Below are 26198 nucleotides of genomic sequence, written 5' to 3' on the forward strand. Positions count from 1 at the left end.
AGGGTAGCTAATTGAACGATATGGCAAAGAACCTGATCCTGTGGTTGATCATCGCTGCTGTCCTGGTGACCGTGATGAACAACTTCTCCAGCCCGAACGAGCCGCAAACCCTCAACTATTCCGACTTCATTCAGCAGGTCAAGGATGGCAAGGTCGAGCGCGTCGCGGTAGACGGCTATGTCATCACCGGTAAGCGTACCGATGGCGACAGCTTCAAGACCATCCGCCCGGCGATCCAGGACAACGGCCTGATTGGCGACCTGGTCGACAACCATGTCGTGGTCGAAGGCAAACAGCCTGAGCAGCAAAGTATCTGGACCCAGTTGCTGGTCGCCAGTTTCCCGATCCTGGTGATCATCGCCGTGTTCATGTTCTTCATGCGGCAGATGCAGGGTGGCGCTGGCGGTAAGGGGGGGCCGATGAGTTTCGGTAAGAGCAAGGCGCGCCTGCTCTCGGAAGATCAGGTCAAGACGACATTGGCCGACGTTGCCGGTTGCGACGAAGCCAAGGAAGAGGTCGGCGAGCTTGTCGAATTCCTCCGCGATCCGGGCAAGTTCCAGCGTCTGGGTGGTCGTATTCCCCGTGGCGTGCTGATGGTCGGCCCGCCAGGTACCGGTAAAACCCTGCTGGCCAAAGCTATTGCTGGCGAGGCCAAGGTACCGTTCTTCACTATTTCCGGTTCGGACTTCGTCGAGATGTTCGTGGGTGTCGGTGCGAGCCGTGTCCGTGACATGTTCGAACAAGCCAAGAAGCATGCGCCGTGCATCATCTTCATCGACGAGATCGATGCTGTGGGTCGCCATCGTGGTGCCGGCATGGGTGGGGGGCACGACGAGCGTGAGCAGACCCTCAACCAGTTGCTGGTTGAAATGGACGGCTTCGAAATGAATGACGGCATCATCGTCATTGCTGCCACCAACCGTCCGGATGTACTGGACCCGGCCCTGTTGCGTCCAGGTCGTTTCGACCGCCAGGTAGTGGTCGGCTTGCCGGACATCCGTGGTCGCGAACAGATCCTCAAGGTTCACATGCGCAAGGTGCCGATTGGCGACAACGTCAATGCCGCGGTCATTGCGCGTGGCACTCCGGGCTTCTCCGGTGCCGATCTGGCTAACCTGGTCAACGAAGCCTCGCTGTTTGCTGCTCGTGGTGGCAAGCGCGTAGTGGAAATGAAAGAGTTCGAGCTGGCCAAAGACAAGATCATGATGGGCGCCGAGCGCAAAACCATGGTCATGTCCGAAAAAGAGAAGCGCAATACAGCGTTCCACGAGGCCGGTCACGCTATTGTCGGGCGTGTCGTGCCTGAGCACGATCCAGTCTACAAGGTGTCGATCATTCCACGTGGTCGTGCGCTGGGTGTCACCATGTTCCTTCCTGAGGAAGACCGTTACAGCCTGTCCAAGCGCGCATTGATCAGCCAGATCTGCTCGCTGTACGGTGGTCGTATCGCGGAAGAAATGACCCTTGGTTTCGATGGCGTCACCACCGGTGCGTCCAACGACATCATGCGTGCCAGCCAGATTGCTCGGAACATGGTTACCAAGTGGGGCCTTTCGGAAAAACTTGGTCCGCTGATGTATGCCGAGGAAGAAGGTGAAGTGTTCCTGGGGCGCAGTGCCGGTTCGCAGCACGCCAGCGTCTCTGGCGAGACCGCCAAGTTGATCGATTCCGAGGTGCGCAGCATCATCGATCAGTGCTACGCCACAGCGAAGCAGATCCTGACCGACAATCGTGACAAGCTGGATGCCATGGCTGACGCATTGATGAAGTATGAAACCATTGATGCGGAGCAAATTGACGACATCATGGCGGGTCGTACGCCGCGTGAGCCGCGTGACTGGGATGGCGGAACCGGTGCGTCGGGTACTCCGGCAGCGCAGGATGACCGCCCGGAATCGCCAATCGGCGGGCCCGCAGCGCAACACTAAGGGCTGACATGACTTCACAGCAGTACCCAACCCGGTTGCCTTGCGGCAACCGGGTTCTTGACCTTTCGCGTACCCATGTCATGGGTATTCTCAATATCACTCCGGACTCCTTCTCTGACGGCGGCCGCTTCAATCAGCGCGATGCAGCGCTGCGCCATGCGCAAGCCATGGTTGCAGCGGGTGCTACGTTGATCGATGTGGGGGGCGAGTCAACGCGTCCTGGCGCTAGGGTTGTAAGCGCGCTGGAAGAGCTTGAGCGCGTGGCGCCCATCGTCGAGGTGCTCAGCCGCGAGCTGGATGTGGTCATTTCGGTGGATACATCGACGCCGTCGGTCATTCGTGAGTCGGCGCGATTGGGTGCCGGGCTAATCAATGACGTGCGCTCGCTCAGCCGCGATGGTGCCCTGGATGCCGCGGCGGCCACTGGCCTGCCCGTGTGTCTGATGCACATGCGTGGCGAGCCTGGGAACATGCAGGACAATCCTCACTACGACGATGTAACTGTAGAGGTGGCCAACTATCTGCAAGCGCGGATGGCTGCCTGCGCAGCGGTTGGGATTGGTGCTGAGCGCATTGTCCTCGACCCGGGTTTTGGCTTCGCCAAGAACCTGGCTCACAACCTCAGTCTGTTCAAGCACATGGAGGCCTTGCATCGCCTTGGTCGGCCGCTGCTGGTTGGGGTTTCGCGCAAGAGTATGATTGGGCAGGCGCTTAATCGACCGGTCGATGAGCGGCTGTTTGGCGGTCTGGCGCTGGCTGCATTGGCGGTGACCAAGGGTGCGAGCATCCTGCGTGTTCACGATGTCGCCGAAACCGCCGATGTAGTACGGATGATTGCCGCGGTAGAAGCCGCCGAATAAGAGTGACGGAGCATTTATGAGTAGAAAATATTTTGGTACCGACGGCATTCGTGGCCGCGTGGGGGTATACCCGATTACCCCGGACTTCATGCTCAAGCTGGGTTGGGCTACCGGTATGGCGTTCCGCAAAGCGGGCATTTGCCGGGTGCTGGTAGGCAAGGACACGCGGATTTCCGGCTACATGTTCGAATCGGCCCTTGAGGCCGGGCTCTCTGCTGCCGGTGCCGATGTAATGCTGTTGGGGCCTATGCCTACGCCGGCCATTGCCTACCTGACGCGTACCTTTCATGCCGACGCTGGCATCGTGATCAGTGCCTCGCATAACCCGCATGACGACAATGGCATCAAGTTCTTCTCCGGTCAGGGCACCAAATTACCGGACGAAGTCGAGTTGATGATCGAAGAATTGCTGGACCAGCCGATGACCGTGGTCGATTCGGGGAAGCTGGGCAAGGTTTCGCGGATCAACGACGCCGCAGGTCGCTATATCGAGTTCTGCAAGAGCAGCGTGCCAAGCAGTACCGACTTTGCTGGTCTCAAGCTGGTGGTCGATTGCGCTCATGGTGCCACCTACAAGGTTGCGCCGAGCGTCTTTCGCGAACTCGGGGCGGACGTGACGGTGCTCAATGCACAGCCGGATGGCCTGAACATCAATCTGAATTGTGGCTCCACTCACATCGAGTCGCTGCAGGCGGCGGTACTGGTTGGGCATGCCGACCTGGGTATTGCTTTCGATGGTGATGGCGACCGCGTGCTGATGGTTGACCATACCGGTGCAATCGTCGATGGCGACGAGTTGTTGTTCATCATCGCGCGTGATCTGGAAGAGCGGGGCAAGCTGCAGGGTGGGGTCGTCGGTACCCTGATGAGCAACCTGGGCCTGGAGTTGGCGCTTAAGGAGCTGTCGATTCCGTTTGTTCGGGCGAAGGTTGGTGACCGTTACGTGATGGCCGAACTGCTGGAGCGTGAATGGATCATCGGTGGGGAGAACTCTGGCCACGTTGTGTGCTGCAGCCATACCACCACGGGCGATGCGATCATCGCTGCGTTGCAGGTACTGATGGCCCTCAAGCGCCGTGGTGAGAACCTGGCCCAGGCGCGCCAGGCACTGCGTAAATGCCCCCAGGTGCTGATCAATGTGCGCTTCGGTGCAAGCAAGGTCGACCCGATCGAGCATCCGGACGTCAAGGCGGCCTGTGCGCAGGTTACCGAAGAGATGGCGGGGCGTGGTCGTGTGCTGCTACGCAAGTCCGGAACAGAGCCGTTGGTGCGTGTAATGGTCGAAGGCGACGACGAAAGTCAGGTTCGTGGGCATGCCGAAGCACTGGCAAAACTGGTAAGTGAAGTTTGCGTTTGATTTACGCTTGCCAGTAGTCATCGGGTTGGGTAACATCTGCGCCCACTTTGACCGACGAGGTAAAGCATGCGTCGCCCTATAGTTGCTGGTAACTGGAAGATGCACGGTACCCGCGATAGCGTCGCTAAGCTGATCAAGGGCTTGCGTGATCTAGCCCTACCAAGCGGTGTTGAGGTCGCGGTGTTCCCGCCTAGCCTGTACATCAATCAAGTGATTGAAGGGGTAGGCAAGGTGATCGCCGTAGGCGCTCAGAATTCTGCAATAGAGCCTGAGCAAGGCGCGTTGACGGGTGAGATTGCACCAAGTCAGCTCGCTGATGCAGGTTGCAAGCTGGTGTTGGTTGGGCATTCGGAGCGTCGCCAGATTATTGGTGAAAGTGAAGCCGTGCTGATCCGCAAGTTTGCAGCAGCCCAGGCTTGTGGTTTGACGCCAGTGCTCTGTATCGGGGAAACCCTAGAAGAGCGTGAAGCGCAAAAAACGCTTGAGATTGTCGGGCGTCAGTTGGACAGCATTATCGACGCGCTCGGTATTGAGGTCTTCGCCAATGCGGTGATTGCTTATGAGCCTGTATGGGCCATTGGCACAGGTCTGACGGCCACGCCACAGCAGGCTCAGGATGTGCATGAAGCCATCCGTAAGCAACTGGCGGCAAAGAATGCAGAAGTTGCGCAGAATACGCGGCTTCTATACGGCGGCAGCGTGAAGGCGGCCAATGCGGCTGAGCTGTTCGGCATGCCGGATATCGATGGGGGGCTCATTGGTGGAGCGTCCCTGAACGCAGACGAATTCGGTGCAATTTGTCGCGCCGCAGGAAACTGAAAAATGCTGGAAACAGTCGTTGTAGTTTTTCATCTGTTGGGCGCACTGGGTTTGGTAGTGCTGGTGTTGCTGCAGCAGGGTAAAGGTGCGGAAGCGGGTGCATCTTTCGGCGCAGGTGCTTCAAATACTGTGTTCGGAAGCCAAGGTTCTGCTACCTTTCTGAGTAAGTTTACTGCTATACTAGCTGCCTCTTTCTTCTTAACTGCTCTTGGGTTAGGATACTTTGCTAAAGAGAAAGCTCATGAGCTGACTCAGGTAGGGTTGCCAGATCCAGCGGTAATGGAAGTTAAGCAACAAAAGCCGGCAACAGATGATGTACCGGTGCTCCAAGAGCAGAAGAGCGAAGCCACTAACACTGGCGATGTTCCTCCCGCTCAAGAGCAGAAGTAACGGGTTTCAAAGTAGTATTGCCGAGGTGGTGGAATTGGTAGACACGCAACCTTGAGGTGGTTGTGCCCATAGGGTGTAGGGGTTCGAGTCCCCTTCTCGGTACCAATTGAAACAAGACAGCCCGCTACAGCGGGCTTTCTTGTAGGTGGAGGTTGGATTGACCCTTTCCTGGGTTCGGTCGTATACTTTCGCACCAGCTTTGACGCGGGGTGGAGCAGTCTGGTAGCTCGTCGGGCTCATAACCCGAAGGTCGTTGGTTCAAATCCAGCCCCCGCAACCAGTTTCAGCGGAGCCCCTTTTCAGGGGCTTTTTGTTAGCTGATCAGTTCTCAGCGCCGGCATTCAGACGGCGTATCAGGGATGGGCGCTTCGCCCATTTTTTATTTGCATAGCATGCACAAGGGGGTTCAGGTGTCGAGCAAGCTAGAACAGTTGCAGGCCTTGTTGGCCCCGGTGGTCGTGGCCCTAGGCTATGAATGCTGGGGTATCGAATTTTCGGCTCAAGGCCGCCACTCGATGTTGCGCGTTTATATCGATAAAGAAGGCGGTGTGCTGGTGGACGATTGTGCAATCGTCAGCCGTCAGATCAGCGGTGTCCTGGACGTCGAAGATCCAATTTCCGTTGAATACACCCTTGAAGTTTCTTCTCCTGGCATGGAACGCCCGCTGTTCACGCTTGAACAGTTTGCAAAGTATGTCGGTGAGCAGGTGAAGATTAAACTGCGCTCGCCTTTCGAAGGTCGACGTAATTTTCAGGGCCTTCTCCGCGGCGTGGAGGAACAGGACGTTGTGGTGCAGGTAGATGACCACGAGTTCCTGCTGCCGATCGACATGATCGACAAGGCCAACATTATTCCCAGTTTTGACTGAGACGTGCCGGGTCCGGTGAACCATACGGATCCAATGGCTTGCGAAAGGCGAGGCGTACGATGAGCAAAGAAGTACTGCTGGTTGTTGAGTCGGTATCCAATGAAAAGGGTGTACCGGCGGGCGTAATTTTTGAAGCGCTGGAAGTGGCTCTGGCCACTGCAACCAAAAAACGTTTTGAAGACGAAGTCGACCTGCGTGTGGAAATCAATCGCCACACCGGTAACTACGAAACCTTCCGCCGCTGGACCGTGGTAGAAGAAGATGATCTCGACGATCCGGCGATCGAGACCTGGCCGAGCAAGGTTGTGGAAACGCACCCTGAAGCCAAGGTCGGCGACGTCATCGAAGAGAAGATCGAGTCCATTGAGTTCGGCCGTATTGCCGCGCAGACTGCCAAGCAAGTTATTGTGCAGAAAGTGCGTGAAGCCGAGCGTGCTCAAGTCGTTGACGCCTATCGCGAACGCCTGGGCGAAATCATTTCCGGCACCGTGAAGAAAGTTACCCGCGACAACGTCATCGTTGACCTGGGGAACAACGCGGAAGCGCTGCTGGCACGTGAAGACATCATCTCCCGCGAGACTTTCCGGGTGGGTGTGCGTGTCCGCGCACTGCTCAAGGAAATCCGCACCGAGAACCGCGGTCCTCAGCTGATCCTGTCGCGTACTGCGCCACAGATGCTGATCGAGCTGTTCCGCATCGAAGTTCCGGAAATCGCCGAGGGCCTGATCGAGGTCATGGCGGCTTCCCGCGACCCAGGCTCGCGCGCCAAGATCGCCGTCCGTTCCAAGGACAAGCGTATCGACCCGCAAGGTGCCTGCATCGGCATGCGTGGTTCGCGCGTCCAGGCCGTCTCTGGCGAGCTGGGTGGCGAGCGTGTGGATATCGTGCTTTGGGACGATAACCCGGCTCAGTTTGTCATTAACGCCATGTCGCCGGCTGAAGTCGCGGCGATCATCGTTGATGAAGATGCCCACGCGATGGATATCGCTGTGGCAGCGGACAACCTGGCGCAAGCCATTGGCCGCGGTGGTCAGAACGTGCGTCTTGCCAGCCAGTTGACCGGCTGGACTCTGAACGTGATGACCGAGTCGGACATCCAGGCCAAGCAGCAAGCTGAAACCGGCGACATCCTGCGCAACTTCATCGAAGAGCTGGAAGTCGACGAAGAGCTGGCTCAGGTGCTGGTTGACGAAGGCTTCACCAGCCTGGAAGAAATTGCCTACGTACCGCTGGAAGAAATGCTCAACATCGATGGCTTCGACGAGGACATCGTCAACGAGCTTCGCGCTCGGGCCAAGGACCGCCTGTTGACCAAAGCCATCGCTACTGAGGAAAAACTGGCAGACGCCCATCCGGCCGAAGACCTGCTCTCGCTTGAGGGTATGGACAAGGATCTGGCGATGGAACTGGCGGTGCGCGGCGTGGTTAACCGCGAAGACCTGGCCGAGCAGTCGATTGACGATCTGCTCGACATCGACGGCATCGACGAAGAACGTGCCGGCAAGTTGATCATGGCCGCCCGAGCCCACTGGTTCGAGTAAGTAGGCTGGCCTGAGGAGAGAAGTGCATGACGCAAGTCACGGTGAAAGAATTGGCCCAAGAGGTCGCTGCACCGGTAGAGCGCCTGCTGCAGCAGATGCGTGAGGCAGGTCTGCCGCACACCGACGCCGGTCAGGTAGTGACCGACAATGAGAAGCAGGCGTTGCTGGCTCATTTGAAAAGCAGCCACAAGGCGAAAGTGGAAGAGCCGCGCAAGATTACCTTGCAGCGCAAGACCACCAGCACCCTGCGTGTTGCCGGCAGCAAAAGCATCAGCGTAGAAGTACGCAAGAAGAAAGTTTTCGTTCAGCGTAGTCCGGAAGAGATCCAGGCTGAGCAGAAGCGTGAGCTGGAAGAACGCCGCGCCGCAGAAAACGCTGTGCGTGAGAAGTCTGAAGCCGAAGCGCGCCAGCGTAGCGACGACGAAAACCGTCGCCAGCCGACCGCTCCTGCTGCTCCTGCCGCAGCGCCGGTCGCCCAGCCTACGCCAGCCGCTGCTGTTGTAGCCGTAGAAGCGGCTCCAGCGCCGACTGCCGAGCGCAAGAAAGACGACGTGCGTCGCAGCGATAAAGCGCGTGACGACGAACGCCGTGGTGGCGAGCGCCGCAACGAAGCGCCGCGCGTATCGGTCAAGGTCAAGGAAAAGGAAAAGGCGCCTACGCCGCGTGCTGCTCCGCGTACCACCGACGAAGAAAGCGATGGCTTCCGTCGTGGTGGCCGTGGCAAGGGCAAGCCGAAGAAGCGCAACGCCCACGGTTTCCAGAACCCGACCGGTCCGGTTATCCGTGAAGTGTCGATCGGTGAGACCATCACCGTTTCCGACTTGGCGCAACAGATGTCCGTCAAGGGCGCTGAAGTCGTCAAGTTCATGTTCAAGCTGGGCACTCCGGTGACCATCAACCAGGTGCTCGATCAGGAGACCGCACAGCTGGTCGCTGAAGAGCTGGGCCACAAGGTCACCCTGGTCAGCGATACCGCCCTGGAAGATTCCCTGGCCGAATCGCTGAAATTTGAAGGTGAGACCTTCTCCCGTGCGCCAGTTGTGACCGTAATGGGTCACGTTGACCACGGTAAGACCTCGCTGCTCGACTACATCCGTCGTGCCAAGGTTGCTGCTGGCGAAGCCGGTGGTATCACCCAGCACATCGGTGCGTACCACGTGGAAACCGACCGCGGTATGGTCACCTTCCTCGATACGCCGGGCCACGCCGCGTTTACCGCAATGCGTGCCCGTGGTGCCAAGGCTACCGACATCGTGATCCTGGTTGTTGCTGCGGACGACGGCGTGATGCCGCAAACCCGTGAAGCAGTCCAGCACGCCAAGGCTGCTGGGGTACCGCTGGTCGTCGCCGTGAACAAGATCGATAAGCCTGGTGCTGACCTTGATCGCATCCGCAACGAGCTGTCGGTCGAAGGCGTTACTTCCGAGGAGTGGGGTGGTGACACGCCGTTCGTCAAGGTTTCCGCGAAGATGGGTACCGGTGTCGACGAACTGCTCGAAGCCGTCCTGCTGCAAGCCGAGATTCTCGAGCTCAAGGCAACGCCGTCTGCGCCAGGTCGTGGCGTCGTGGTCGAGTCGCGCCTCGACAAGGGCCGCGGTCCGGTCGCTACCGTGCTGGTTCAGGACGGTACCCTGCGTCAGGGCGACATGGTCCTGTGCGGCTCGAACTACGGCCGTGTACGGGCCATGCTCGACGAAAACGGCAAGCCTGTTAAGGAAGCCGGCCCGTCGATCCCAGTCGAGATTCTCGGCTTGGATGGCACCCCGGACGCTGGCGACGAGTTGTCGGTAGTGGCTGACGAGAAGAAAGCCCGCGAAGTTGCGCTGTTCCGTCAAGGCAAGTTCCGCGAAGTCAAACTGGCTCGTGCTCACGCTGGCAAACTCGAGAACATCTTCGAGAACATGGGCCAGGAAGAGAAGAAGACTCTCAACATCGTCCTCAAGGCCGACGTGCGTGGTTCTCTCGAAGCCCTCCAGGGTTCCCTGGGCGGCCTGGGCAACGACGAAGTACAGGTTCGTGTGATTGGTGGCGGTGTCGGTGGTATCACCGAGAGCGATGCCAACCTGGCCCTGGCCTCCAATGCAGTACTGTTCGGCTTCAACGTGCGTGCCGATGCCGGCGCGCGCAAGATTGTCGAGCAGGAAGGTCTGGATATGCGTTACTACAACGTGATCTACGACATCATTGAAGACGTCAAGAAAGCCCTGACCGGTATGCTCGGCAGTGATGTTCGCGAGAACATCCTGGGTATCGCCGAAGTGCGTGACGTGTTCCGTTCGCCGAAGTTCGGTGCGATCGCTGGTTGCATGGTCGTGGAGGGTGTGGTTCACCGCAACCGTCCGATCCGTGTACTGCGCGACGACGTCGTTATCTTCGAAGGCGAGCTGGAGTCGCTGCGTCGCTTCAAGGACGATGCTTCCGAAGTTCGTGCCGGCATGGAGTGCGGTATTGGCGTCAAGAGCTACAACGACGTCAAGGTCGGCGACAAGATCGAAGTCTTCGAGAAAGTCCAAGTGGCTCGTACGCTTTAAGCCGCGAGCTTGGGAACCGCTGGCAGTCCGCCCCAGGGCAACTGCTGGCGGCTCTGAACGCAACGCCCGGTCCGGCTCAAGCCTGGCCGGGCGTTTGCCGCTTTAGTTACAGGTAGCAAAACATGGCAAAAGAATATAGCCGTACCCAACGTATTGGCGATCAGATGCAGCGCGAGCTGGCCCAGCTGATTCGTCGTGAAGTCAAAGACCCGCGCGTCGGCTTGGTGACCATCACTGCCGTCGACGTGAGCCGCGACGTTGGCCACGCCAAGGTGTACATCACCGTGATGGGCCAGGATAGCGCCGAAGACATCAAGCAAAGCCTGAAGGTGCTGAACAGCGCTGCCGGCTTCCTGCGCATGCAACTGGGCAAGGAAATGAAGCTGCGCAGCGTGCCGCAACTGCATTTCCATTACGACGAAAGCGTTACCCGCGGTGCTCACCTGTCTGCCTTGATCGAGCGTGCTGTCGCCGAAGACAGCCAGCACCAGGTTGCTGATGCCCCCCTGGACACCAAGGAGTAAGCGGTGGCTCAGGTCAAGCGTATCCGTCGTAATGTCAGCGGTATCATCCTGCTCGACAAGCCATTGGGGTTCACCTCCAATGCTGCGTTGCAGAAGGTCCGCTGGTTGCTCAACGCCGAAAAGGCCGGGCATACCGGCAGCCTCGACCCCCTGGCCAGCGGTGTGTTGCCGCTGTGCTTCGGTGAAGCGACCAAATTCTCGCAGTACCTGCTCGACTCCGACAAAGGCTACGAAACCGTGATGCAGCTGGGTCAGACCAGTAGCACCGGCGACGCTGAAGGGGAAATTCTGCAGACCCGCGAAGTGACCGTTGGTCGCGCCGAGATTGAAGCGGTTTTGCCACATTTTCGTGGTGAAATCAGTCAGATACCGCCGATGTACTCTGCGCTCAAGCGCGACGGTCAGCCGCTGTACAAGCTGGCACGAGCAGGTGAAGTAGTGGAGCGCGAACCGCGTTCTGTTACTATTCACCGGCTGGAGTTGCTTGAGTGTGAAGGCAGCCAGGTTCGCCTGTCGGTCGGTTGCAGTAAAGGCACCTATATCCGCACGCTGGTCGAAGACATCGGTGAGATGCTCGGCTGCGGGGCGTATGTTGCCCAACTGCGTCGTACCCATGCTGGCCCGTTCGAACTGGCGCAAACCGTCACCGTCGAAGCGCTTGAAAAGGTTCACGCCGAAGGGGGCAACGAAGCGGTAGATCGCTTCCTCATGCCTTCGGACAGTGGCCTGCAAGACTGGCCGCTGCTGCAGTTCTCCGAGCACAGCGCTTTCTACTGGCTGCATGGTCAGCCAGTACGTGCGCCGGACGCGCCGAAATTCGGCATGGTCCGGGTACAGGATCACAATGGTCGCTTTATCGGTATCGGTGAAGTGAGCGAAGACGGGCGTATTGCGCCGCGTCGACTGATTCGGTCGGAATGATCGAAACCGTCAGTAACCGGCTTCGGCCGGTTGCTGGTGGGTTAGAGGATGGCTGTTAATAGGCGCGGTCACTCCTCACTTTTATGAATACAGGGACCTGTCCCTGGCCTATTGGAACCCGTGTAAACGGATTCCCTTGATTTGGAGAAGCCAGATGGCACTCAGCGTTGAAGAAAAAGCTAAAATCGTTGGCGAATACCAGCAAGCTGCCGGTGACACCGGTAGCCCAGAAGTGCAAGTTGCACTGCTGACCGCGAACATCAACAAGCTGCAAGGCCACTTCAAGGCCAACGGTAAAGACCACCACTCGCGTCGTGGCCTGATCCGTATGGTAAACCAGCGTCGTAAGCTGCTGGACTACCTGAAAGGTAAAGACACCACTCGTTACAGCGCCCTGATCGGTCGTCTGGGTCTGCGTCGCTAATAGCGGCCTGGCCAGTGGTGTGCACGGCGTGCTGCAGTCATCGCCTGGGGCCTATGGCACCAGGATCGATGAGCACGCCGCGCGTATCTATAAGGTTGGCTGTCTGTCTCGCCTGAGCGGTTTACCGCAAGGGCAGGGCAGGCTCCCAACCTTTAGTTTTATCTGGACGGTCAACGGGGCCGATTCCCTGTTCTGCCCAAAAATTCGTAAGAACCAGTTCCCCCAGAGCCATTGAAAAGGTAGGAAACCGTGAACCCGGTAATCAAGAAGTTCCAGTTCGGTCAATCGACCGTTACCCTCGAGACGGGCCGTATTGCTCGTCAAGCGTCCGGCGCCGTGCTGGTCACCGTCGACAACGATGTCACCGTACTGGTGACCGTGGTCGGTGCCAAGCAAGCGGATCCAGGCAAGGGCTTTTTCCCTCTGTCCGTTCACTACCAGGAAAAAACCTACGCTGCCGGCAAGATCCCTGGTGGTTTCTTCAAGCGTGAAGGCCGTCCTTCCGAGAAAGAAACCCTGACCTCGCGTCTGATCGACCGTCCGATCCGCCCGCTGTTCCCAGAAGGTTTCATGAACGAAGTGCAGGTTGTCTGCACCGTCGTTTCTACCAGCAAGAAGACCGATCCGGACATCGCTGCGATGATCGGTACCTCGGCTGCGCTGGCGATCTCCGGCATTCCGTTTGAAGGCCCGATCGGCGCGGCACGCGTTGCGTTCCACGAAAGCACCGGCTACCTGCTGAACCCGACTTATGAGCAACTGGCTGCCTCCAGCCTGGACATGGTCGTTGCCGGTACTTCGGACGCCGTACTGATGGTTGAATCGGAAGCCAAAGAGCTGACCGAAGACCAGATGCTGGGCGCAGTGCTGTTCGCCCACGACGAATTCCAGGCTGTCATCAAGGCTGTCAAAGAGCTGGCTGCAGAAGCTGCCAAGCCTACCTGGGACTGGAAACCAGCCGTTGCCAACACCGAACTGCTGAACGCCATTCGCGCCGAACTGGGCGAAGCGGTTTCCCAGGCCTACACCATCACCGTCAAGGCCGACCGTTACGCTCGTCTGGGTGAGCTGCGCGATCAGGCGATTGCCAAGTTCTCCGGTGAAGAAGGCCAGCCGACGGCCGGTGAAGTCAAAGAAATCTTTGGCGAGATCGAGTACCGCACCGTTCGCGAGAACATCGTTAACGGCAAGCCACGTATCGATGGCCGCGACACCAAGACCGTCCGTCCGCTGAACATCGAAGTGGGTGTTCTGCCGAAGACTCACGGTTCGGCCCTGTTCACCCGTGGCGAAACCCAGGCCCTGGTCGTTGCGACCCTGGGTACTGCGCGTGACGCACAACTGCTGGACACCCTGGAAGGCGAGAAAAAAGACCCGTTCATGCTGCACTACAACTTCCCTCCGTTCTCGGTGGGCGAGTGTGGCCGCATGGGTGGTGCTGGTCGTCGTGAAATCGGTCACGGCCGTTTGGCCCGTCGCTCGGTTCAGGCCATGCTGCCAGCTGCCGACGCATTCCCGTACACCATCCGCGTGGTATCGGAAATCACCGAGTCCAACGGTTCGAGCTCCATGGCTTCGGTCTGCGGTGCTTCCCTGGCCCTGATGGACGCCGGTGTACCGATGAAGGCACCCGTTGCCGGTATCGCCATGGGTCTGGTTAAAGAAGGCGAGAAATTTGCCATCCTGACCGACATCCTGGGTGACGAAGACCACCTGGGCGATATGGACTTCAAGGTTGCCGGTACCGCCAAAGGTGTTACCGCGCTGCAGATGGACATCAAGATCAATGGCATCACCGAAGAGATCATGGAAATCGCCCTGGGCCAAGCCCTGGAAGCGCGCCTGAACATCCTCGGTCAGATGAACCAGATCATTGGTCAGTCGCGTACCGAACTGTCGGAAAACGCACCAACCATGATCGCGATGAAGATCGACACCGACAAGATCCGTGACGTTATCGGTAAAGGTGGCGCGACCATTCGTGCTATCTGCGAAGAGACCAAGGCTTCGATCGACATCGAAGACGACGGCTCGATCAAGATCTTCGGCGAGACCAAGGATGCTGCAGAAGCAGCGCGTCAGCGCGTTCTGAGCATCACTGCAGAAGCTGAGATCGGCAAGATCTACGTGGGTAAAGTCGAGCGTATCGTCGACTTCGGCGCCTTCGTCAACATCCTGCCAGGCAAAGATGGTCTGGTTCACATCTCCATGCTGAGCGATGCTCGCGTCGAGAAAGTGACCGACATTCTGAAAGAAGGCCAGGAAGTTGAAGTACTGGTACTGGACGTGGACAACCGCGGCCGTATCAAGCTGTCGATCAAAGACGTTGCTGCCGCCAAGGCTTCGGGCGTCTAAGACCGAGCGTTGAAAAAAGGACCCTGCGCAGACTGTGTGAAAACCTAGCAATCTGCCCGGCCCCTTAGGAAAATGCTCCGTATCGAAAGATACGGAGCATTTTTCGTTATGGCCTACATCCGGAGATGATGGAGCGACGCAGATCCATCGTGGAACACCCGTTTGGCAATCTCAAAAAACAAACCCCTGGCAGTGTGTTTTCACACAGCCTGTGCGGGGTCCTTTTTTATGGGCGTCGTTTTAGCTTGTGAACTTGCATCTTGCATGCGCGATTTTGCGGCAGCTTGCAAATTGCACGATTCCAGATCCGTGGTAAATTCATAAGTTATTGATTTTAAAGGACTAAGTCAGTATCTAAAGTTGGCACAGCGGCTGCAACAGTAGAGATACCCCTGCTGCCAGGACTGATGGCGCAGACTTTTCGAAAAACAGGAGTGTCTCGTATGAAGAAGTTCGCTATTGCTGCCGCTACTGCCACCGCCCTGACCCTGACCATGGCTAACGCTGCCTTTGCCCAGCAGCCTCTGACCGTTGCGGCCGGTGAAGTGACCAAGGCCAAGGAAGCTACTTCCGACACCTGGATCACCACCAAGGTCAAATCCGACCTGCTGACCGAGAAAGGCATTCCGGGCACCGACATCAAGGTCGAAACCAACAAAGGCGTGGTTTCCCTGTCTTCCACTGTTGCCGTGACTGAGGCACAGAAAACCACTGCAGTGAACATCGCGAAGAATATCAAAGGTGTGAAAGCGGTATCGGCTGCCGGCCTGAAAGCCGAGTAACACAGGTTTTCCCTGCTCGCTGACCCTGACGGTTCATGCGAAAGGCCAAATGGACTTGGCCACTCACGCCCCGGCACTGGTTGTCGGGGCGTTTTTATAGCCAGCTGGCAGAAAAGGGCATGGCAGCCTCTGCGGGAGCTGGAAAGCCCGCTCCCACAATAGAGCTAAGCCTTACTCCGCATCCAGATGCAGTGGCGAGATCACCCGGCCATCTGCTTCGGCCTGGCCCAGGCTGGCGTCGACGAAGTACACCCGATCATCGGCCAGTTGGCCTTTATCCACCAGGTAGTCCTTGATGCTGCTGGCCCGTGCCTGGCCCAACTGGCGCAGTAACAGCGCGCTTTCCGCCCAGGACTTGAGCACGGCCTCGCGCAGCTTGCCGCTACGTTCTTCGCGGCCCAGCTGTGTCCACTCCGCCGGAGGTTGCTGCTTGAGCCGCGCGCGGTAGATCCCTTCAAGCATCGCCGGCTTGTCGCCGTCCGGCACCTGTAGCTGCGCCGCCTGCGCCGGTACTTTGTCGCCGCGCCTCTGGAGGATCTTGTAGTAAGTGTTCTGGTATTCCCGCTCCAGACGCTGTTCGGCAATCAGCGGGCCGTCGCTGCTCTGGGCACTGGTGCCTTCGATCTCCAGGCGCAGTGCAGGGCGTTCCTTCAAGGCCGAAGCCAGCTTGTCCAGGGCGCCCTGGGCATCGCTGCTCAAATCGCTGGAACCTGCCGCGAAAGAGACACTCCCCAGGTCTTGCGAGTCGCCACCGCTGATCAGCCCGCCAATGAACTTGAACGGCGCCTGCGCGGCACGCATCACCAGGTTGCGCAGGGTTTGCCAGACGATCGGCATCACGCTGAACTCGGGGTTGTTCAGGTCGCCGCTTACTGGCAGCTCGATGGAAATCTTGCCGTCGGTGTCCTTGAGCAGTGCCACTGCCAGCTTCAGCGGCAGGTTGACCGCATCCGGGCTGTCGACTTTCTCGCCCAGTTGCAGTTGCTCGATTACCACCTTGTTTTCTGCTTTGAGCTTGCCCTGGGTAATCAGGTAATGCAGGTCGAGGTTGAGTCGACCCTTGCGGATCCGGTAGCCGGCGAACTTGCCGGAGTAGGGCGTCAGGGTGGTCAGTTCGACACGTTTGAAGCTGGTGGCGATATCCAGGCTGGCCATCGGATCGAATGGGTTCAGCGCGCCCTTGATCGTCACCGGAGCGTAGCGGTCGACCTTGCCTTTGACATCGACCTTGGCCGGTTGCGGCTTGCGGTTGTCGATGGTGCCGATCTGACCGTTGAGCTGCTGCACGGCCGTGGCGAAGTTCGGCGTCAGGCTGAAGTCGGCGAAGTTTGCCGAGCCGTCGTTGATGTCGATCCCGCCGATATGGATGCCCAGCGGTTTCGCTGCACTGGCGGCCGCTTTGCCCTGCGGTTTGGCCGACGCCTGGCTGGTAGCCGGTTGTGGAATCAGCAGGTCGTCGACGCTGGTGGTGCGGTCTTCATTGATCATGAAGCGGGCATAGGGTTGTTGCAGCGTGACTTTGGCAATGCTCAGCGCATCGCCGTGGCGGTATTGCAGGCCGTCGATGGTCAACTGCTGCCATTTGACGAAGTCGCGGTCCTTGATGGTGTCCAGGGTATGCAGTTGGTTCACCTGAGCCTTGCCGTCGATGCTGAACGCCAGCGGTTCAGTGCTGCTCAGGTTGACGTTGAGGTCGCTACCGAGCATCCCGCTGCGCAGCTCCAGGCGGATGAATGGGCTGATGTAGGCTTGAGCTACCCGCAGGTCAATGTCCTGGGTCGCTACCTTGAGTTTGGCGGTCACTGGTGCCAGGTTCACTTCGCCCGAGGCCTGCAGCCTGCCCTGCTTGCCAATACCGCTGTCCAGCTTGAGGGTGAATGGCGACTGGTTGAGGCTGTCGAAGTTCTGCAGGTCGAGGTTCAGTGGACCGACGTCCAGGGCGACTGGCTCTTTCTTGGTGCGGTCGGCCAGGTGCACTTGGTAGTTACGCAGCTGGATATCCTTGAGCAGCACTTGCCATGGTTTGCTTGGCGCGCGCTCGGCAGCCTGTTTCTCGGCGGCGGGTTCTGCGGTGGCTGGTTCGGCTTTCGCGGTTTTGCTGGCTTTTGCCGGCTCACTAGCGAACAGCTTCTGCCAGTCCAGCTGGCCATCGGCGTCGAGTGCGGCCCAGGTCTCCAGTCGCTCGCTACGGATTTTGCCAACGGTCACCAACTGCTTGGCCAGGTCTACCGAGGCTTCGCTGACCTCAAGGCTGGCCAGGCGAGCCAGCGGCCGGCCATCCGGCGCCTTGATGGCAAACGGCGCGACCTTGATCGAGGTGTTGTCGAGCAGCAGCTCGGTTTCCTTGGAGAGATTGAGCTTGTAATGGGTGTCCAGGCTCAGCACGCCGTCTTCCAGCACCAGTGGCACTGCGTCGCGCACATAGGGCCACCAAGCCTTCATCTTGCCGTCAGTCACCTTCAGCGTGCCTTCGGAGGCGATCGGTACCAGGCTGAACGTGCCGGCCCAGTCGATGCGCCCGCCTGCCGGCCCCACCGCGACCAGGGTCATGTCGGCGCTGTCGTCGGGCAAGGTGCTGAGGTTCTTCAGTTCCAGGTTCATCGCGTCATAAAGGAACTCGATCGGCTCGCTCGGGCGCAGGTCCTGGAAATGCAGGAAGCCTTCGACCAGCTTGATGCTACCGATACGCAGCGGGAATGGGCCGCTGGCTGGCTCTTCCGGTTGGGGCGCGCTGGCCGGCAGCTTGAACAGCCGGCTCAGGTTCAGCCCACCGTCTTTGGCGAACAGCACTTCGGTACGCGGTTTTACCAGCTCGACGGCGTCCAGGTGCAGGGCGCCGGTCCACAGGCTGTCGAGTTGCAGGTTGGCATAGAGACGCTCGAAACCAACCTGCTCCTTGCCCGTTTCGCCGATCTGCAGGCCCCACAGGGTCAGCTCCAGGCTGAACGGGTTGAGTTCGATACGTTGCAGATGTGCCGGCACGCTGGCGTACCGGGCCAACTGCTGGTTGGCCACGCGCAAGGCGATACCGGGAAGAATCAGGAAACCGAGGAGACTGTACAGGGCCAGGACGGCCAACAAGGCGCCGAGGGCGCGTTTCAATCCTTTGGGCATGTGCGGCGTCGTCTAATCTGAAACGGGAGTGCTTGGAGTATGGCACGTTAATTCGGTTCCGAAGGTCGTCGACGTTTTCCGACGACCTCGTCGCCATCCGGTTAAAGGTGCAGGATCAACGACTTCAGCGGTGGCTGGCCATCCTGCGACGGAAAGTCGCCGGCGGGTGCCAGCACCTGGCAGTCGCGTACCGGCCGGCCGATTTTCTCGGCGCAGCGCAGCACCTGCTCGCGCCAGTCGGCCATGGCAACCTTGGCCAGGTTGTTACAGCAGATCAGCACGCCGTTTTCGGCGGTACTCAGCAGTGCGGGCTTCAGCAGGCTTTGATAGTCGCGCAGCAGGTCGACCGTACCGAAGGCGCTCTTGGCCCAGGCCGGCGGGTCGAGCAGTACCAGATCAAACTCGCGTTGCGCCAGGCGTGGATAGGGCGGCAGCTTGTGCCCGCGCCGCTGGGCGATCGGCAGCCCGGCGAACTGGCGAATGGCCGGGAAGTAATCGGACTGGATGAACTCCATCGGCGCCAGCGTGGGGTTAAGTGCGCCATTCTCGCGACCCACCGCCAGGTTGCCCTCGGCGAAGTCCAGGTTGCACACTTCGCGGGCGCCGCCGGCCGCTGCGCTCAGGCCGACGCCGCAGGTATAGGCGAACAGGTTGAGTACGCGCTTGCCGGCGCTGTGTTGCTTAACCCAGCCACGGGCGTTGCGCAGGTCGAGGAACAGCAGCGGGTCCTGCCCGGCGTGGCGACCGCGTACGCGATAGTTCAGGCCCCATTCGTGGCCGACCAGATCGGCCAGGGCGGCATCGCTGGCCTGATACACCGGGTCGCGGCGGTCGATGCGGCTGTTGCCCTGCGAGCGGTCGTTGTAGACCAGCAGCAGCGGTAGGCCGAGGACTGCTTCCACGGTGCTGTGCAGGTCGAGCAGGCTGTCGCGGTCCAGGCTCTGGTGGAAGGTTTGCACCAGCAGTTGCGGGCCGTATCGGTCGATAGTCAGGCCGCCGGCGCCCTCCTGGCTGCCGTGGAACAGGCGGTAGCAGTCGGTGCCCTGAGCGTGCAGCTCGACGAGGAGATTCTGGCGGGCGTTGAGGGCGGCGCGCAGCGCCTGATTCAAGAGGGACATGCACGTGGCCTTGGTTTGCGGACGTGCAGTTTAACAGCCGCAGCCACAGAGGCCAGTCCCGCTCCGGTTGATTGGTCTACAGCCCGACGCGACGGCGGGCGCGGTGCGCCGAGCTGTCACGCATGGCCCAGCGCAGAATCGGTGCGACGCCATCAATGCCTGCGCCGATCAGGGCTTTCGTCAACGGCGCCGGGCGCAGTCCGAGCATGTCGCCGGCCCACGGCGGCAACAAGGCAATGCCGGCATGCATCATCAGTTTGCCCACTGGCCTGGCCATGCGGCTGGGCGCCGGTGCGTCGAGCAGGGCCCTTACCACGGCATGGCTGCGCGCATCGCAGAGCAGTTGCGGGCGGATCGCCTGCAGATACGTCGCCACTGCCTGCCGCGAGCGGGGCACGTTACGCGCCCCGAGTCGCTCGGCAACCAGGGCAATTTCGTTGTAGTAACGGTCCTGCTCGGCGCCGCTGAGCTGTGGGTTGCGGTAACGCAGGTGTGCCGCCATGAAACTGCTGACTTCGGCCACGTGCACCCAGGTCAGCAGGTCGGGATCGCTGGCCGCGTAGGTCCGGCCATCGGCTGCCGCGCCGACCACCTGGAGGTGAATGGTGCGCACCTTGTCGATCAGCCAGTCGGCATCGCGGCTGGAGCCGAAGGTGGTACCGGAGATGAACTGGCTGGTGCGACGCAGGCGTCCGAGCATGTCCTGGCGGAAGTTGGAGTGATCCCATACGCCGGCCAGGGCCAGCGGGTGCAGGGCCTGCAACATCAGCGCGCTGATGCCGCCGATGAGCATGCTGGGGAAGTCCCCGTGGACCTGCCAGCACACGCTCTGGGGGCCGAACAAGCCCGGATCGCCTTTGGGGGTTTCCAGGTCGAGCTGGCCCAGGGCGAGGCCGGTCAGGCTCATCAGTTGGCTTTCGATACGGCGGCGTATGACTTCCATGGCTCCCTTACGGGCGCCACGGTAGCAGCGCCGCTTACTGGTTCAGGCGTTTGTCGATCAGGCCCTGCACCACGCTGGGGTCGGCCAGGGTCGAGGTATCGCCGAGGTTATCGAGTTCGTTGCAGGCGATCTTGCGCAGGATGCGCCGCATGATCTTGCCCGAGCGGGTCTTGGGCAGGGCCGGGGCCCACTGGATCAGTTCCGGCTTGGCAAAGCTGCCGATTTCCTTGCTGACCAGCGCGAGCAGTTCCTGGCGCAGCGCATCGTCCGCCGTCACGCCGTTCATTGGTGTGACAAAGGCATAGATGCCCTGGCCTTTGAGATCGTGAGGGTACCCGACCACGGCGGCTTCGGCGATGCTGTCGTGCAGCACCAGGGCGCTTTCCACTTCGGCGGTGCCGATACGGTGTCCGGAAACGTTGATCACGTCGTCGATGCGCCCGGTGATCCAGTAGTCGCCGTCTGCATCGCGGCGGGCACCGTCGCCGGTGAAGTAGTAACCGGGCAGGGGCTTGAAGTAGGTGTCGACCATGCGCTGGTGGTCACCGTAAACGCTGCGGATCTGCCCGGGCCAGCTGGCCTTGATCGCCAGCAGGCCGCTGCCCGGGCCTTCAATCACCTTGCCTTTATCGTCCAGCAGCACCGGCTGCACGCCGAACAGCGGCTGCGTGGCGCAACCCGGCTTGATCCGGCGGGTACCAACCAGCGGGCTGAGCATGATCCCGCCGGTTTCGGTCTGCCACCAGGTGTCGACGATCGGGCAGCGCTGCTCGCCGACCTCGTTGAAATACCACTCCCAGGCTTCCGGGTTGATCGGTTCGCCGACACTGCCGAGCAAGCGCAGGCTGTTGCGCGAAGTACTCTGCAGTGGGCCGCCGCCTTCGCGCATCAACGCGCGCAAGGCAGTAGGGGCGGTGTAGAAAATATTCACCTGGTGCTTGTCGACCACCTGCCAGAAGCGCGAGGCATCAGGGTAGTTCGGCACCCCTTCGAACATCAGCGAAATGGCGCCGTTGGCCAGCGGGCCGTAGACGATGTAGGTGTGCCCGGTCACCCAGCCAACATCGGCGGTGCACCAGAACACTTCGCCGTCGCGATAGTCGAACACCACCTTGAAGGTCAGCGCCGCCTGCAACAGATAGCCGGCGGAGCTGTGCAGCACCCCCTTGGGTTTGCCGGTACTGCCGGAGGTGTAGAGGATGAACAGTGGGGCCTCGGCGCCCATTGGCTCGGGCGGACAGTCGTCGTCGACCTGCTTGAGTGCCTCGTCGTACCAGAGGTCGCGGCCTTCGCTCCAGGCCACCTGGCCACCGGTGCGGCGAACCACAAGCACGCTGCTGACCGCGGGGCAGTTTTGCAACGCCTGGTCGACATTGTTTTTCAGGGCGATGCGCTTGCCGCCGCGCACGCCTTCGTCGGCGGTGATCACGGTGCGGCAATCGGCATCGAGAATGCGGTCGCGCAGGGCATCCGGAGAAAATCCGCCAAACACCACCGAGTGGATGGCGCCGATGCGCGTACAGGCAAGCATGGCGTAGGCGGCTTCCGGGATCATCGGCATATAGATGCACACCCGGTCACCCTTCTTCACACCGCGCTGCTTGAGCACGTTGGCCAGGCGACAGACCTGGCGGTGCAGCTCGCGGTAGCTGATGGCGCTGGACTGAGCGGGATCGTCGCCCTCCCAGAGCAGGGCGGTCTGTTCGCTGCGGTTGGCGAGGTGGCGGTCGATGCAGTTGTAGCTGACATTGAGCTGGGCGTCCTTGAACCAGATGGCCTGGCCAGTGTTCAGGTCGCTTTGCTGAACCTGGGTCCAGGGTTTGATCCAGTCCAGCCGTTTGGCCTGTTCGGCCCAGAAACGGTCGGGGTGCTCCAGCGATTCGCGATACATCGCGCGGTACGCATCCTCGCTCAGTTGCGCGGCACGGCTAACGGCATCGGCATCAGGGAATTGGCTGTAGTCGAACATGGCGGGCGTGATCCTGCTCTTGTGGGAGCCGGCGTTGCCGGCGATCGGCCGCACGCGGGTCCCGACCAGGGCAAGGCGTTGCCTTGCATTGCCGGCAACACCGGCTCAAACAGGGGGCAGGAACACAATGCAGCAGCTATCGAGAGGACAGTGTAGCTACTACCCCCGACCGTGTTCGTCCGGTCGGGGGTAGGGGGCAGGCGATCAGCCGCGGTGACGGCCGCGGAAGTAGTTGATCAGGCCTTGGGTGGAAGCGTCTTCGGCCGGCGATTCCTCGCCGCCGATCAGGCGCTGGTAGACGCCCTTGCCGAGCTCCTTGCCCAGCTCCACGCCCCACTGGTCGAAGGCGTTGATGCCCCAGATCACGCTCTGTACGAACACCTTGTGCTCATACATCGCCACCAGTGCGCCGAGGCGGCGCGGGCTGATGCGCTCGACTACCAGGGTGTTGCTCGGACGGTTGCCTGGGATCACCTTGTGCGGTGCCAGTCGCTGTACTTCGGCCTCGGCCATGCCTTTGTCGCGCAGTTCGGTTTCGGCTTCGGCGCGGGTCTTGCCGAGCATCAGTGCCTGGCTCTGCGACAGGCAGTTGGCGTACAGCCACTGATGATGGTCGGCAACCGGGTTGAAGCTCACCACCGGCACGATGAAGTCGGCTGGAATCAGTTGGGTACCCTGGTGCAGCAACTGGTGATAGGCGTGCTGGCCATTGCAACCCACGCCACCCCAGATGACCGGGCCGGTGTCGTAGCGCACCGGTGTACCGTCCTGGCGCACGCTTTTGCCGTTGGATTCCATGTCCAACTGCTGCAGGTGCTTGGTGATGTTGCGCAGGTAGTGGTCGTACGGCAGGATCGCGTGGCTTTGCGAGCCCCAGAAGTTGCCGTACCACACACCCAGCAGCGCCAACAGTACCGGCATGTTCTGCTCGAACGGGGCGTTCTGGAAGTGTTGGTCCATGGTGTAGGCACCGGACAGCAACTCCTTGAAGTTGGCCGTGCCGATGGCCAGGGCGATTGGCAGGCCGATCGCCGACCACAGCGAGTAGCGCCCGCCGACCCAGTCCCACATCGGGAAGATGTTCTCTTCACGGATGCCAAAGGCCACGGCTGCCGCCTTATTGCTCGACACCGCGATGAAGTGGCGGTACAGCTCGGCTTCCGAGCCGCCCTGCGCCAGGTACCAGGCGCGGGCGGCCTGGGCGTTCTTCAGGGTTTCGAGGGTGTTGAAGGATTTCGACGAAACAATGAACAGGGTGGTCTCGGCACGCAGCTTGGCCGACAGCTCGTGGAATTCGCTGCCGTCGATGTTTGCCAGGTAATGGCAGCGCACGCCGCGCTGGGCATACGGCAGCAGCGCTTCGGAGACCAGTTCGGGGCCGAGGAACGAGCCGCCGATGCCGATGTTCACCACGTCGGTGATTGGCTTCTCGCTGTAACCGCGCCACAGGCCGTCGTGAATGCGGCCGACCAGCTCGGTGACCTGGTTGAGCACCTTGTGCACTTCCGGCATCACGTTGACGCCGTTGACGCTGAGCTTGTCGCCCACCGGGCGGCGCAGGGCGGTGTGCAGTGCCGGGCGGCCTTCGGAGGCGTTGAGAATCTCGCCGGCGAACAGCGACTTGATCGCCTCTTGCAGGCCGACTTCATTGGCCAGGCCCACCAGCAGGTCGCGGGTCTGGTGATTGATCAGGTTCTTCGAGTAATCGAGGAACAGCCCGCAGCTGCTCAGGGAGAACTGGTTGAAGCGCTGCGGGTCGGCGTTGAATGCGTCGCGCATGCTGAAGTCCTGCATGGCTTCGCGGTGCTGCTCAAGCGCCTGCCAGGCGGGCAGGGCGGTTACATCGTGTGGGGTGCGGTAGTACGCCATCGCTGCAGGTTTCCTTATTGCGTGAACAGCCTTGGACAACTGAAAACAGGGTGCGGTTTACCGGCCCGAGGGATTTTTTCCCGGCGGACCGGCAAGGCCATGGTCGAACGTTACTGGTCGTCGAGATTCAGGTGCAGGTTATCGATCAGGCGCGTGCTGCCCATATAGGCGGCGACAAGAATAACCAGGTCGCGATCAGCTTCCTGTGCCGGGCGCAGGGTCAGGGCCTGACGAACTTCCAGATAGTCTGGCTGGAATCCGGCGTCGGTCAACTGTTGCTGGCCCTGAGCGATCAGTGCAGCGTAGTCGCGTTGGCCTTCGCGGATAGCCTGAGCCATCTGGCTCAGTGTGCGATAAAGGGCCGGGGCGATGGTGCGTTGTTCCGCGTTCAGGTAGCCATTGCGCGACGACAGCGCGAGGCCGTCCTCGGCGCGGACGGTCGGCTCGCCAATGATCTGGATCGGCATGTTCAGATCGCGTACCAGCGCGCGGATCACCGCGAGTTGCTGGAAGTCCTTCTGGCCAAACACGGCCAGGTCCGGCTGGACCATGTTGAACAGCTTGCTGACCACCGTTGCCACACCTTCGAAATGCCCGGGACGGCTGGCCCCGCACAGGCCTTCGGAGAGCTGCGGGACGCTGACCCGGGTTTGCCCGTTCATGCCCTCGGGGTACATCTCTTCCACGGTTGGAGCGAACAGCAAGTGGCAACCGGCTTCGAGCAGTTTTTCCTGGTCGGCGGCGAGGGTGCGCGGGTACTTGTCGAGGTCTTCGCTAGGGCCGAACTGCAGCGGGTTGACGAAGATGCTTGCGACCACGAAGTCGACCCGCTGCGCGGCCTTGGCGACCAGGGCCGCGTGACCGCTGTGCAGGTTGCCCATGGTCGGGACGAAGCCGATACGCTTGCCTTCGCTGCGCGCCCGCGCCACGGCGGCCCGCAGTTCACGGACGGTCTTGACGGTATTCATGCGTTAAACCCATGTTCGACAGCAGGGAACGAGGCGTCCTTGACGGCTTGAACGTAGGCCGCGAAAGCGCCTGAAATGCTGCACTGCTCGGCCATGAAGTTGCGCACGAACTTCGGTACGCGCCCGCTCAGCGACAAGCCGAGCATATCGTGCATCACCAGCACCTGGCCGTCGGTGGCAACACCGGCGCCGATACCGATGACCGGAATGCTCACCGCCTGGGTGATTTCCGCGGCCAGTCCGCTTGGGACGCATTCGAGCAGCAGCATGGCGGCGCCGGCCTGCTCAAGGGCAATGGCGTCGGCGCGCATCTGCCGTGCCTGGTTTTCCTGGCGGCCTTGAACCTTGTAGCCACCGAGGATGTTCACCGTCTGTGGGGTCAGCCCCATGTGCGCGCACACCGGTACACCACGCTCGGCCAGCAGGCGAATGGTGTCGGCCAGCCAGGCGGCGCCTTCGACCTTGACCATGTGCGCGCCGGCTTGCATCAGCGCACCGCAGTTGGCGAACGCCTGCTCGATCGTGGCGCAGGCCATGAACGGCAGGTCGGCCAGGATCAGTGCACCTTCGTTGCCGCGTTTGACGCTGGCCGTGTGGTAGACCATATCGGCGGTGCTCACCGGCAAGGTGCTGTCATGGCCCTGCAGGACCATGCCCAGTGAGTCACCCACCAGCAATATTTCCACGCCGGCGCGGCTCGCGACCTGGGCAAAGGTAGCGTCGTAGCAGGTCAGCATGGTTATTTTCTCACCCTTGGCCTTGAGGCTCTGCAGGGTGGTCAGGGTTACTTCTGGCATGAAAAGGAATCCTCGTTCAGGCGCTGTGAAAAACGACTGCGTACAACGCGTGTATTCATCTTCTGGAACAGCACATCATCGATCGTGGTGTTTGGCTTGCGCATCTGTTCCAGGCCTAT

Annotated in this window: 20 protein-coding genes and 2 tRNA genes; 15 read left to right on the top strand and 7 right to left on the bottom strand. The window is 60.4% G+C overall.

Annotated elements, in window-relative coordinates; all coding sequences use genetic code 11:
* Positions 1-20 precede the first annotated feature (20 nt).
* The 15 genes from ftsH (at position 21) to DCO48_RS17950 (ending at position 15301) form a co-directional block, all read left to right on the top strand.
* Positions 21-1928 (top strand): ATP-dependent zinc metalloprotease FtsH, encoded by a 1908-nt coding sequence (gene ftsH, locus DCO48_RS17880; RefSeq protein WP_116551937.1) that lies wholly within the window; start codon positions 21-23, stop codon positions 1926-1928.
* Between the two features lie 8 nt (positions 1929-1936).
* A complete protein-coding gene (gene folP, locus DCO48_RS17885) occupies positions 1937-2788 on the top strand; it encodes a dihydropteroate synthase (protein WP_116551938.1) in 852 nt (283 codons plus the stop codon).
* Positions 2789-2804: 16 nt separating this feature from the next.
* Entirely contained in the window at positions 2805-4145 is a 1341-nt protein-coding gene (glmM, locus tag DCO48_RS17890) for a phosphoglucosamine mutase (RefSeq protein ID WP_116551939.1), read from the top strand.
* A gap of 66 nt (positions 4146-4211) precedes the next feature.
* Entirely contained in the window at positions 4212-4964 is a 753-nt protein-coding gene (gene tpiA / locus DCO48_RS17895; RefSeq protein ID WP_116551940.1) for a triose-phosphate isomerase, read from the top strand.
* Positions 4965-4967: 3 nt separating this feature from the next.
* Positions 4968-5354: a preprotein translocase subunit SecG gene (gene secG, locus DCO48_RS17900; protein ID WP_116551941.1), complete on the top strand. Its 387-nt coding sequence runs from the start codon at positions 4968-4970 to the stop codon at positions 5352-5354.
* A gap of 19 nt (positions 5355-5373) precedes the next feature.
* Positions 5374-5459: transfer RNA gene (locus DCO48_RS17905), tRNA-Leu, on the top strand.
* A 98-nt stretch (positions 5460-5557) separates the two neighbouring features.
* A tRNA-Met gene (locus DCO48_RS17910) sits at positions 5558-5634 on the top strand.
* Between the two features lie 130 nt (positions 5635-5764).
* The gene (gene rimP / locus DCO48_RS17915) at positions 5765-6223 is read left to right on the top strand and encodes a ribosome maturation factor RimP (RefSeq protein WP_025131411.1); all 459 of its coding nucleotides are present in this window, start codon (positions 5765-5767) and stop codon (positions 6221-6223) included.
* A 59-nt stretch (positions 6224-6282) separates the two neighbouring features.
* Positions 6283-7764 carry a transcription termination factor NusA gene (gene nusA / locus DCO48_RS17920; protein ID WP_116551942.1) on the top strand — a complete coding sequence of 494 codons (1482 nt, stop codon included), beginning with the start codon at positions 6283-6285 and terminating at the stop codon, positions 7762-7764.
* A 26-nt stretch (positions 7765-7790) separates the two neighbouring features.
* Positions 7791-10295: a translation initiation factor IF-2 gene (gene infB, locus DCO48_RS17925; RefSeq protein WP_116551943.1), complete on the top strand. Its 2505-nt coding sequence runs from the start codon at positions 7791-7793 to the stop codon at positions 10293-10295.
* A gap of 122 nt (positions 10296-10417) precedes the next feature.
* Entirely contained in the window at positions 10418-10819 is a 402-nt protein-coding gene (gene rbfA, locus DCO48_RS17930; protein ID WP_116551944.1) for a 30S ribosome-binding factor RbfA, read from the top strand.
* A 3-nt stretch (positions 10820-10822) separates the two neighbouring features.
* Positions 10823-11740, top strand: coding sequence for a tRNA pseudouridine(55) synthase TruB (gene truB / locus DCO48_RS17935; RefSeq protein ID WP_116551945.1), 918 nt, complete (start codon positions 10823-10825; stop codon positions 11738-11740).
* A 154-nt stretch (positions 11741-11894) separates the two neighbouring features.
* On the top strand, positions 11895-12164 hold the full coding sequence (gene rpsO, locus DCO48_RS17940; RefSeq protein WP_010222985.1) for a 30S ribosomal protein S15: 270 nt from the start codon (positions 11895-11897) through the stop codon (positions 12162-12164).
* A gap of 249 nt (positions 12165-12413) precedes the next feature.
* Positions 12414-14519, top strand: coding sequence for a polyribonucleotide nucleotidyltransferase (pnp, locus tag DCO48_RS17945; RefSeq protein WP_116551946.1), 2106 nt, complete (start codon positions 12414-12416; stop codon positions 14517-14519).
* A gap of 443 nt (positions 14520-14962) precedes the next feature.
* Positions 14963-15301 (top strand): BON domain-containing protein, encoded by a 339-nt coding sequence (locus tag DCO48_RS17950; RefSeq protein WP_116551947.1) that lies wholly within the window; start codon positions 14963-14965, stop codon positions 15299-15301.
* Positions 15302-15472: 171 nt separating this feature from the next.
* Here DCO48_RS17950 and DCO48_RS17955 read toward each other — a convergent pair whose 3' ends face one another.
* The 7 genes from DCO48_RS17955 to panB form a co-directional block, all read right to left on the bottom strand.
* Positions 15473-18415: a DUF748 domain-containing protein gene (locus DCO48_RS17955; RefSeq protein ID WP_116551948.1), complete on the bottom strand. Its 2943-nt coding sequence runs from the start codon at positions 18413-18415 to the stop codon at positions 15473-15475.
* Positions 18416-18516: 101 nt separating this feature from the next.
* Positions 18517-19533, bottom strand: a complete 1017-nt coding sequence (locus DCO48_RS17960) for a class I SAM-dependent rRNA methyltransferase (protein ID WP_116551949.1) — start codon at positions 19531-19533, stop codon at positions 18517-18519.
* A 76-nt stretch (positions 19534-19609) separates the two neighbouring features.
* Positions 19610-20476, bottom strand: a complete 867-nt coding sequence (locus DCO48_RS17965) for an oxygenase MpaB family protein (RefSeq protein WP_116551950.1) — start codon at positions 20474-20476, stop codon at positions 19610-19612.
* Positions 20477-20510: 34 nt separating this feature from the next.
* On the bottom strand, positions 20511-22445 hold the full coding sequence (gene acs / locus DCO48_RS17970) for an acetate--CoA ligase (protein WP_116551951.1): 1935 nt from the start codon (positions 22443-22445) through the stop codon (positions 20511-20513).
* A gap of 204 nt (positions 22446-22649) precedes the next feature.
* A complete protein-coding gene (pgi, locus tag DCO48_RS17975) occupies positions 22650-24314 on the bottom strand; it encodes a glucose-6-phosphate isomerase (RefSeq protein WP_116551952.1) in 1665 nt (554 codons plus the stop codon).
* A 110-nt stretch (positions 24315-24424) separates the two neighbouring features.
* Positions 24425-25282, bottom strand: coding sequence for a pantoate--beta-alanine ligase (gene panC, locus DCO48_RS17980; protein ID WP_116551953.1), 858 nt, complete (start codon positions 25280-25282; stop codon positions 24425-24427).
* Positions 25279-26079 carry a 3-methyl-2-oxobutanoate hydroxymethyltransferase gene (gene panB, locus DCO48_RS17985; protein ID WP_116551954.1) on the bottom strand — a complete coding sequence of 267 codons (801 nt, stop codon included), beginning with the start codon at positions 26077-26079 and terminating at the stop codon, positions 25279-25281. Before panB ends, panC begins: the two co-directional genes overlap by 4 nt.
* Positions 26080-26198: the final 119 nt, after the last annotated feature.

The organism is Pseudomonas sp. SDI, assembly GCF_003105155.1.
GTDB lineage: Bacteria > Pseudomonadota > Gammaproteobacteria > Pseudomonadales > Pseudomonadaceae > Aquipseudomonas.